An 804-nucleotide genomic window follows, 5' to 3' on the forward strand; every position below is an offset into this window, starting at 1 on the left:
AGGGATTGATAAGGAGGAGTGATAAACGGAGTTTATGAAGAGAGCCCGGGAAGCCGTTCGCCCCTGAAGCCTGGACGTGGTGTTCAGAGCTTGCATGTAGATGGGCTCCCCGCCCTCTTCGCCCATGCCGAAGAGTATCCGAGGCCGTGGACGGTGTCCGCGAGCCTGCATACACAAGGTCGGTAGGCGAGGGTACAGGGTCGGGGAACCGGGAATGATGTTAGCGCATGAGAGCCTGGAGAGACAGAACCATGAACACGGCCGGAATCGATGTTGCCCACAAAACCCTGGCGCTGGCCATCAGCACCGCGGAGAAGCTCGGCAAGGTGCGCGAGTTTGCTAACACGCCCAGCGGTCACGCGGCACTGATCAAGGCATTGCACGGTGCGCAGGTGGAGCGGGTGTGCCTGGAGGCGACCGGCAGCTATCACCTGGATCTAGCGCTGGCCCTCGATGCGGCCGGCGTGCCCCTGATGGTGCTCAATCCCAAGGCCGCCAAGCGCTTCGCCGAGGCCCTGCTGACGCGCAACAAGACCGATGCGGTCGATGCCGGGGTGCTGGCGCAGTTCGCCCAGCGCATGCCGTTCGAGCCATGGCAGCGCCCGGCGCCCGAGGCTCTGGAGCTGCGTGCCTGTGCTCGGCGCTTAGAGGCGCTGGTGGCCGATCGCACGCGGGCAAAGAACCAACTGCACGCCTTGCTGCAAAGCACCACCACGCCAGCGGTGGTGCTGGAGGACGTGCGTCTGAGCATCCGCCAGTACGCCGACCAGATCGAGGCGCTGCGTGACTGGGCGGCTGGACGCA

General features: G+C 64.8%; 1 protein-coding gene. It reads left to right on the forward strand.

Annotated elements, in window-relative coordinates; genetic code table 11:
• Positions 1–251 precede the first annotated feature (251 nt).
• On the forward strand, positions 252–804 hold a 553-nt coding region (locus tag G3480_RS27015), incomplete at its 3' end, for an IS110 family transposase (protein ID WP_164657263.1).

It is taken from the genome of Thiorhodococcus mannitoliphagus (assembly GCF_010915725.1).
GTDB lineage: Bacteria > Pseudomonadota > Gammaproteobacteria > Chromatiales > Chromatiaceae > Thiorhodococcus > Thiorhodococcus mannitoliphagus.